Annotated in this window: 8 protein-coding genes and 1 tRNA gene; 5 read left to right on the top strand and 4 right to left on the bottom strand. The window is 35.4% G+C overall.

Features of this window, described 5'->3' with window-relative positions; genetic code table 11:
* Positions 1–154 precede the first annotated feature (154 nt).
* From DM84_RS06200 to DM84_RS06210, 3 genes are all read left to right on the top strand, one after another.
* A complete protein-coding gene (locus DM84_RS06200; RefSeq protein WP_410543771.1) occupies positions 155–280 on the top strand; it encodes a hypothetical protein in 126 nt (41 codons plus the stop codon).
* A gap of 214 nt (positions 281–494) precedes the next feature.
* Positions 495–713, top strand: a complete 219-nt coding sequence (locus DM84_RS06205) for a transposase (protein WP_410543773.1) — start codon at positions 495–497, stop codon at positions 711–713.
* Positions 689–841 (top strand): transposase, encoded by a 153-nt coding sequence (locus tag DM84_RS06210; protein WP_410543772.1) that lies wholly within the window; start codon positions 689–691, stop codon positions 839–841. Before DM84_RS06205 ends, DM84_RS06210 begins: the two co-directional genes overlap by 25 nt.
* A gap of 458 nt (positions 842–1,299) precedes the next feature.
* On the opposite strand, the gene DM84_RS03480 is transcribed toward DM84_RS06210, so the two are convergent.
* The 3 genes from DM84_RS03480 to DM84_RS03490 form a co-directional block, all read right to left on the bottom strand.
* Positions 1,300–1,375 (bottom strand) — tRNA-His (locus DM84_RS03480).
* 204 nt (positions 1,376–1,579) lie between these two features.
* Positions 1,580–2,923, bottom strand: coding sequence for a signal recognition particle protein (gene ffh, locus DM84_RS03485; protein ID WP_250778355.1), 1,344 nt, complete (start codon positions 2,921–2,923; stop codon positions 1,580–1,582).
* The gene (locus tag DM84_RS03490; RefSeq protein ID WP_250778356.1) at positions 2,908–4,467 is read right to left on the bottom strand and encodes a proton-conducting transporter transmembrane domain-containing protein; all 1,560 of its coding nucleotides are present in this window, start codon (positions 4,465–4,467) and stop codon (positions 2,908–2,910) included. The genes ffh and DM84_RS03490 overlap by 16 nt, the downstream gene beginning before the upstream one ends.
* A gap of 663 nt (positions 4,468–5,130) precedes the next feature.
* Between DM84_RS03490 and DM84_RS03495 the strand changes: the two genes are divergently transcribed.
* Positions 5,131–6,000, top strand: coding sequence for a hypothetical protein (locus DM84_RS03495; RefSeq protein ID WP_250778357.1), 870 nt, complete (start codon positions 5,131–5,133; stop codon positions 5,998–6,000).
* On the opposite strand, the gene miaA is transcribed toward DM84_RS03495, so the two are convergent.
* Positions 5,997–6,890, bottom strand: a complete 894-nt coding sequence (gene miaA / locus DM84_RS03500; RefSeq protein ID WP_250778358.1) for a tRNA (adenosine(37)-N6)-dimethylallyltransferase MiaA — start codon at positions 6,888–6,890, stop codon at positions 5,997–5,999. The genes DM84_RS03495 and miaA overlap by 4 nt on opposite strands.
* 75 nt (positions 6,891–6,965) lie before the next feature.
* Between miaA and DM84_RS03505 the strand changes: the two genes are divergently transcribed.
* Positions 6,966–7,436 (top strand): hypothetical protein, encoded by a 471-nt coding sequence (locus DM84_RS03505; protein WP_250778359.1) that lies wholly within the window; start codon positions 6,966–6,968, stop codon positions 7,434–7,436.
* The last annotated feature ends 260 nt before the right edge of the window (positions 7,437–7,696 follow it).

Here is a 7,696-nt window from a genome sequence, read left to right on the forward strand (position 1 = left end):
CACCACGGGGCTTCTTTTGCTTTTTTTTCTCGTTTGGTAAATTTCTTAATATTTATAACTAAAACAGTTTAAGAGATGTCGTCCTATAGCTAACCGAAATAAGGTTTCCTCAAAGGAGTGTAAAAAGGTATAATACTGCTTTAATTAAGGTAGAATGATGCCAAAGCCATATAGTGAGGACCTGAGGGAACGAGTTTTAAAAGTGGTTGACGAGAAAAAAATGACTATGGAAGAAGTAAGCAAGATGTTCAAAATTGATAGAAAAACTATAATTATCTAAAAAAATTAAACTATACATATAAAAAAAACTTTTCTTTATCAGGAAAGGAATGAAGAGAAACGCAAGGAGTTCATAAAAAAAAATAGAAGGAATAGAAAAAGGAAACTTGATATTCATAGATGAGTCTGGAGTAGAAGACAACAGATTTTATGGACATGGGTGGTCTCAAAAAGGCAAGAGGTTATAACCAGGGTTTAAAAGAAAGAGGGTAAGCATAGCCCTAAATGAAGGAAAAGTTAAAGCACCCTGGGTAATTGAGGGCTACTGCAACAGCGAGATTTTTGATGCTTATGTAGAAAATATACTTGTTCCTATATTAAAACCTGGGCAGACTATTGTTCTCGATAATGCAAGCTTTCACAAATCTGCAAGAACGAAAAATTTGATAGAAAATGTTAAATTTTGTTCTTGCCGCCATACTCACCGGATTTAAATCCGATTGAGAAATTCTGGTTTGCCATTAAGCATGCCATAAGAAAAGTGCTGCCAAGCTTTTGGCCCAATATTAATGCGGCTATTGATTTTGTCTTTCAGCACTCGGGGAAATCTTACTTTGGTTAGCTATAGCTACTTTTAAACCGCAACTGATCTAATTTTAAACGTTAAGAAATTTACTAAGCAGACAAAAGGCAAAAGAAACCCCGCTAGCTAGTTATTCACTATCTATCTTTTAAATTGGCGTTTTTTATTGTCTTAAACGCTTTAACAAGCGCGTTTTAGCTTATATTAGGTAAAACCCTTGAAAGTTTATAAAGACATGAGGTGCACATAGTGCAAAAAATTAAACATAAGACGCCAACCGTGATACTTTCGTCGTTTAATCTGCACAGACTGAAGATAAATAATAGCTTCAGTACTATGATAAGGGTATTGGCGAAGGTTGTCAAGTAGTTTTTTTTATTGAATGACGCCATGGCTTTTTCTCCACTGTTGTCTTCCGTCCTTTGTATAGCAGAGATCAGTATAAGTATATATAAAGCCTACCAACGCTTATATTTCTGTAAAGCAAAAAATTTTAGTGGGGCGAGCGACCAGGATCGAACTGGCGACATTCAGTACCACAAACTGATGCTCTACCAACTGAGCTACGCCCGCCAAAGTACAAAATTTCTGATACATTAGCACAGAAAGTATAAAATTTCTAACATACCAGCGCAAAAAGTCAATTGACTATTTAAGTAGATTTTTTACTTCAAACTGTATTATAGTTATATGTAAAATAGTGGGGTTTCTAAGATGTACAGCTCCACAATTCCTTCCTTGATGGTGTTTTTCTCACATTTTTTGGGACCAAACTCTCTACTTTCTGCTTAGCATATCCATCAAATCAGATTCTTTGAGTTTGCTGTGGTCAACTTTGCTGAACTTGTTTACCATCGCGCTCATTTGGTTATATTGCTTAACTAAGAGATTAACATCTGGTACACTCGTTCCAGAGCCTTTTGCAATTCTAAGCCTCCTCTTGCCATTTAGAATATCTGGATTTCGCCTTTCTTTTTCAGTCATCGAATTTATGATAGCTATATATTTTTTCACTTTGCTATCATCTGGCACTCCGCTACTTAGCTTTTTTGTAAACGAGCTTGGAATAAACTTTATTATATTGCTGATGCCATCCATTTTATTCAGAGTTTTTAGCATTCCTACCAAATCATTCAGGTCAAATTTACCTTTTTTTACTTTCTTTTGCAGTTTATCGATTTCTTCCTGACCAACAATCTCGGCAGCTCTTTCAACCAACGAGACGACATCACCCATATCAAGTATCCTTTTTGCGATTCTATCTGGGTAAAAGTCATCGAGGTCACTTAGCTTTTCACCACAAGCAATGAATTTAATTGGGCAGTTGGTTGTCATTTTCATAGAGAGAGCAGCACCACCACGTGCATCGCCATCAATACGAGTGAGAATAATGCCAGTCACACCTATTGTCTCATTGAATGATTTAGCAATGTTCACTGCATCCTGGCCGATCATCGCATCGGCTACTAAAATAACTTCTGCAGGTGAGGCTATTTCTTTCACCGCTTTCAACTCATTCATCATATTTTCGTCGATATGAAGCCTACCCGCGGTATCTAGTATCAATACATCATAGTTATCGTTCTTTGCTGCTGCCATTGCCCTTTTTGTAATCGCAATAGGCTTTTCATCCATCGCTATAGGTAAGGTTTGTACGTCTATTTGCTTACCGAGTACCTCAAGCTGTTTCTGGGCAGCCGGCCTGTAAATATCCAAGGAGGCAAGCTTTACTTTTTTCTTTTGTTTTTTTAGCTTTAAGGCAAGCTTTCCTGAGGTGGTTGTTTTACCTGCACCTTGCAAGCCCACCATCATAATTATAGCAGGAGGTTTAACCGCGAGATTCAATTCACTTTTTTCTGGTCCAAGAATTGCAACCAAATTATCCTGCACAATCTTGATTATCATTTGCGCTGGAGAAACACTTTTTATGACTTTTTCCCCTATGACCTTATCTTTAATGTCATTGATGAATTTTTTTGCAACTTCAAGCGAAACATCAGCTTCAATTAAGGCTATACGTATTTCACGCATAGCAAGGCTGAAGTCATCTTCGGAAATGATTGACTTTCCCCTGAGCTTGTTGAATACAGAATTTAAACTCTCGGTCAATGACTTAAACATAACAGTACTAGTAGAACACTCATCAAAAAAAGAGAAGAAGCTGAGACGAAACTCACTGAGTTATAACTTAGCACTTCTTTAAGTTTAGCAGTATTATTAGAGTATAGACTGACAAGCAAATTAGTCAAGTTTTGCAGTGCACTAGCAGACATCTTTCTCATTTTGGAAACTAATTTATTGAACAGTGAAACAACGTAGGGTATGAGAGCTCTGAAAATCCAGTCGATATCCATTTTAAAATTTATTCTCGGCAAAAATAACTTGCGTAAGGGGATAAACAACAAGGTAGCACATAGTAATGAACTAAATTGCGACCAGATATTTTGTGTGTTATACGCAAGATTAAAAATCGCAGGTTTGTTGTAAATAGGTAAGTAAGGATTGCCAACAATCACGCATAAAAATGCTAAAATAACCATTGCTATTCCACCCCCTTCCTCTGCTGAAGGTTTCGACTTGCTTTTGGCAATAAATATGTAGTAAAGAAACTTAAGTCCCACGCTTAAATAAAGCAATAAATTCAGAATTTTGTGTAAGCTTTCGTACAATTCCAAATCAGTACCATTCATTTTAATTTCAGCTGCAATATATGATTTGCTAATAAATCCGGCAGTCCCAGGAAATGCAGCCATTGTGAGTATTGCGATCAAAGCATATATTCCTTCCACTGACATGAATTTGCTTGCTCTATTAAAGCTTACCACTTTTGTCCGCAAGATAATCGTGTTGGCAACAGCAATGAGCAATAGTTGGTAAGCAATGGAAAAAATTATGTTGAGAGCAAGTAGTGGTACAGCATTTTCCAAGCGGCTAAGCAAGCTCCCTGTCATAATTAGTATGCCCATTTGCCCTACAACATTGTAGGCTAAAAACCTACGGATGTTTTGTTCAAGGGAAGAAAATATAATACCATAAATAGCAGTGATAGTGCCCAAGAATGCTAATATTTCAGCATAATCTTGCCAAAGGTTGTAAGTATGCAGGAGTGCTACTAAAAAAGAAACCTTGGTAGTAAATAGGGAAAGGTATGATGCACCGTGTAATGATGCAGCAGGATATGTATCAACAACCCAGAATGAAAAAGGAAAACAGGCGCAATTTATTAATAGGCCTATGATTATTAGATTAGAACTTTGAGTTGCTAACCCTGCTGTTAGTATAACCCCAACAAAAAAGTGTACACAAGCATACCTTACTGCAGGTCCATTATCTTTGCTGCCGGCTGCGATAATAAAAGATGCGCTGATGGCCATTAATTCACAGAATATCACAGCCAACAATATCTGCTTAGATAATATTGCACACAATGAACTGATAGTATAAGCAAAAAAAGATAGCATTTCCGAAAAGCTTAAATTTTTTGCTGGGAGAACAATTAGAAATGCAGCTAATAAAAAAGATATCAATATGGTGCGAAAAGATAAATCAAAATTTAGAACAGGATAAGACCAATTCAATGTGGTATCCAAATTCTCAGGTAACTTTAGTGCTACAATTACTAATATAGATAGCAGAAATAACAGCGAAAATTTATAAGGTTGCACGACAATTTAAGTCAATATAGTTTATACTATCTCAATGAATAAATAAAATCAATTTGCATGTATTAACCACTAATTAAACTAATTATCATATAATTGTATCAGGGTTAGGGGGTTACAGGAAACCGGTCAGATTAGGTTTTTAATCTAACCTGACCGATAGCTTTAATAGTGAGGTAAGCCTTAATATAACACGTCCAATTTATAGTACTACATTCGTGCACAATCTATTTGAAATTTGTGCACGAGTGTTAGTAAATTATTTACTTTTTGAAATAAAGTTCAGCATTAATTTTTTACGGTTAGTATAAAAATAGTTATTTCCTTATTTTATATTACCATGCTAAAATAGCTATTATAGCATAAGGTTATTAATAATATGTATATTTTAGCATATTAGATGAAGATTCAGTCTGGCAGTCTAGCATCATCCAAGTAGCTGGCATCCAAGAAATTTTGCTTGTAAGTAAGCGCGCTGAGTTAGTGAACGTAAAAGTAGCGAATCTTGTGTTACGCTGGCTAAGTTTTCCCACATTATACGGTTTTTTGAATCATTGGCTAGTTACATTTACTGTTATGTAACTTAATAATTAAATATTTTTATTGATTTATTAACTATTTTTGTGTATTATTATATTATTGATAGTTTATATCAAAACATTAGTAATGAGTAGCTCTACATCAGAAGAAAAGAAAAATCCAGTAGTTACGCTAAAAGCTAAGGCAGAAAAGTTTGATTATAGAGCTTTAAGAGCTAGGGCAACAACTGAAGAAGAGGATATCAATCGCGGTGGCGTAACATTTAGAGATCTTCCTAGAATGAATTTTATTATTAATAAAAAAGATATAGATCAAAACTTTATCAATCAATTATATGCAAAACACGCTAGCTTGATTGAAAACAACGAAAATGGAGAAAAGAATTATCGTCCTTTTGCAAAACAAGTTTTTATAGAGCTATTTGAATATGCTGAAGCTCAAGTCCCAAGCGACCCTATCTTAGAGGAACTGGTTACCAATTGTAATCAAGCAGGATATGAAGGTGCTTTGACTACTGACATATTTTGTCCAGCGTTTGCCCAGTCTAAGCTTTCTCTGCTAGCTCTTACTCAAAAAACAGTAAATATTAGCTGTAAGAGCCAAAATTGTGTAGAATTAAGGTCTCATATGGAAGTACCTGTAATGGACCAGGGTTTGGTATCCTCAGTGAAGAATGATAATCATAAAGAAGCAATTATATGTAACTTACAAGGCTCGCTGGAATTCACACTTGAGTCTCAAGATGGGAAAGATGGTGTAACATATAAAAATGGCAAATTATCACTTACTGTCCCTCGAAAATTGAGAGATTACAAAGCTAGCGATAAAAACTTATTTGATATTCTTAAAGAGTATTTCTACAGGTTCTGCGAGAAGTTAGGATTTAAGTTTGAAGTAGAAATAGAACATGATTTAGACGACCAATTGGAAGTGAACAGCAGTGTAAAAGACCCAGATGTGGACCCTCTTAGTAACAAACGTGGTGTTAACAGTTAAAACATCTCAATCCCTGTCAGCTCATTTGCACAATCAATCACTTCAGCATTTGGAAATTGATTTTTAAACCAAGTGTATTGACGTTTCGCATAATGCCTTGTGTTTGTTTGAGCAATTTGTATTGCTTCATCTAAATTGAGTTCACCTTTTAAGTACTTTATAATTTCTGGCACTCCGTGTGCTTTCATAGCTGGCAAATGTGGAGCTAGGTTCATGCTAAGTAGCTTTTCTACTTCATCAATTGCTCCATTTTCAACCATTTTAATAAAACGAGAATTTATTTTTTGGTACACGTCCTCACGCTTAGGCAAAATTGTATATATCTTAAAATTATTGAATAAAGGAGGCTGTCTATTTTCCTGCCATACGAAAATTGACTTGCCAGTCTCAGTGATAACTTCAAGTGCCCTTGAAAGTCGGTGCAAGTCGTTCATGAATATTTTACCTTGAATTTTTGAGTCTTTGCTTAACACTAATTTGTGGAACTCCTCTTTACTTAAACTTTTCCTAAGTTCACTTACATTTTGCCTTACTTCCTGGCTTATTTGTGGAATTGACGATAAGCCCTTGGTTAAGCTGCTGATATAAAGCCCACTTCCTCCAGTGATGATAGGTGTTCGTGAATTCTCTAGCGCACTATTGACTTCTCTCTTTAAATCCTCTAGCCATAAACCTACGGAATAATTTTCTCTTGCTGAAACATAACCATATAGTTTATAAAATTTTTCTTGCCTTGGTGGCTGAGCAGTAATTATGGGAATTTCTCTATATACCTGCTTCGAATCGCAGTTTATTATGTCAACATTTCCATATTTTTCTATCAAGCTATCGCACAATTCTGATTTACCTGAAGCTGTAATTCCTGTAATAATTACTAGATTATCTCTCATTTATATTAATTTAATTAACGTATGATAGGGTGTAGTAAAAATTTAGATTCTACAATCTAAAGTTTGGAGATCTTTATGACAGAGAACAACGATAATAACTCATTTACTAAGCGTTTCACAAACAGGACTCCTGGCGATACAGGAGGAAGTTTTTCCAGTAAGTATTCATCCCAAAACACCAAAGAGCGTGCACTAGGGGAAAGAGGAAAAATTTCTCAGCTAGCAAGCAAAAAAACTGAATCCAAAGAAGCTTTTTCTGAAAGTGGCAGCATAAAAAGTAAAAGCAGAACTGTCAATGAAAGGTCCTTTGCTGATGCAACAAGAAGAAGTAGATCAGACCTCATATATTTAGTGCGTGGTAAAGATCGCGGAAGATCAGCATGGCATTATGTATTAGTCGATAAGGATAAGAGAGAAATGTTTCTTGCAAAAAGTAGGACTGGCTCCATGGATGTTGCAGATTATGGAGAAATTCTATATTCAGGATGGGGAGAAGATCCACCACAAGAAATAGTTGATAAAATCAATGAAGAGTTTGGGCTATAACAAATCTGCTGCGAGCCCCACATCGGACTTTTGCATAACCAAAACTGAAAATTTTTGGCATTTTTTGTGTGCTCTTAAGTTGCTTGGCTGCAGGTATTAAGAAATTTACCAAACGAAAAAAAAAGCAAAAGAAGCCCTAGTCGGTATTTATTTTTAGTATTGGCGTTTTTATGCTTTAAACGCTGCAATTTAGCTGCTTTTGAAGGCAACTAGTCTAAGCTATAATATTTAAGAAATTTACCAAACAGAGAAAAAAGACA

The organism is Wolbachia pipientis (assembly GCF_023661085.1).
Taxonomy (GTDB): domain Bacteria; phylum Pseudomonadota; class Alphaproteobacteria; order Rickettsiales; family Anaplasmataceae; genus Wolbachia.

Excerpts from the sequence above, each read along its gene's own strand:
- DM84_RS03505 (WP_250778359.1), top strand. The coding sequence starts at position 6,966 with ATGACAGAGAACAACGATAATAACTCATTTACTAAGCGTTTCACAAAC.
- ffh (WP_250778355.1), bottom strand. The coding sequence starts at position 2,923 with ATGTTTAAGTCATTGACCGAGAGTTTAAATTCTGTATTCAACAAGCTC.
- DM84_RS03495 (WP_250778357.1), top strand. The coding sequence starts at position 5,131 with ATGAGTAGCTCTACATCAGAAGAAAAGAAAAATCCAGTAGTTACGCTA.
- miaA (WP_250778358.1), bottom strand. The coding sequence starts at position 6,890 with ATGAGAGATAATCTAGTAATTATTACAGGAATTACAGCTTCAGGTAAA.
- DM84_RS06200 (WP_410543771.1), top strand. The coding sequence starts at position 155 with ATGATGCCAAAGCCATATAGTGAGGACCTGAGGGAACGAGTTTTAAAA.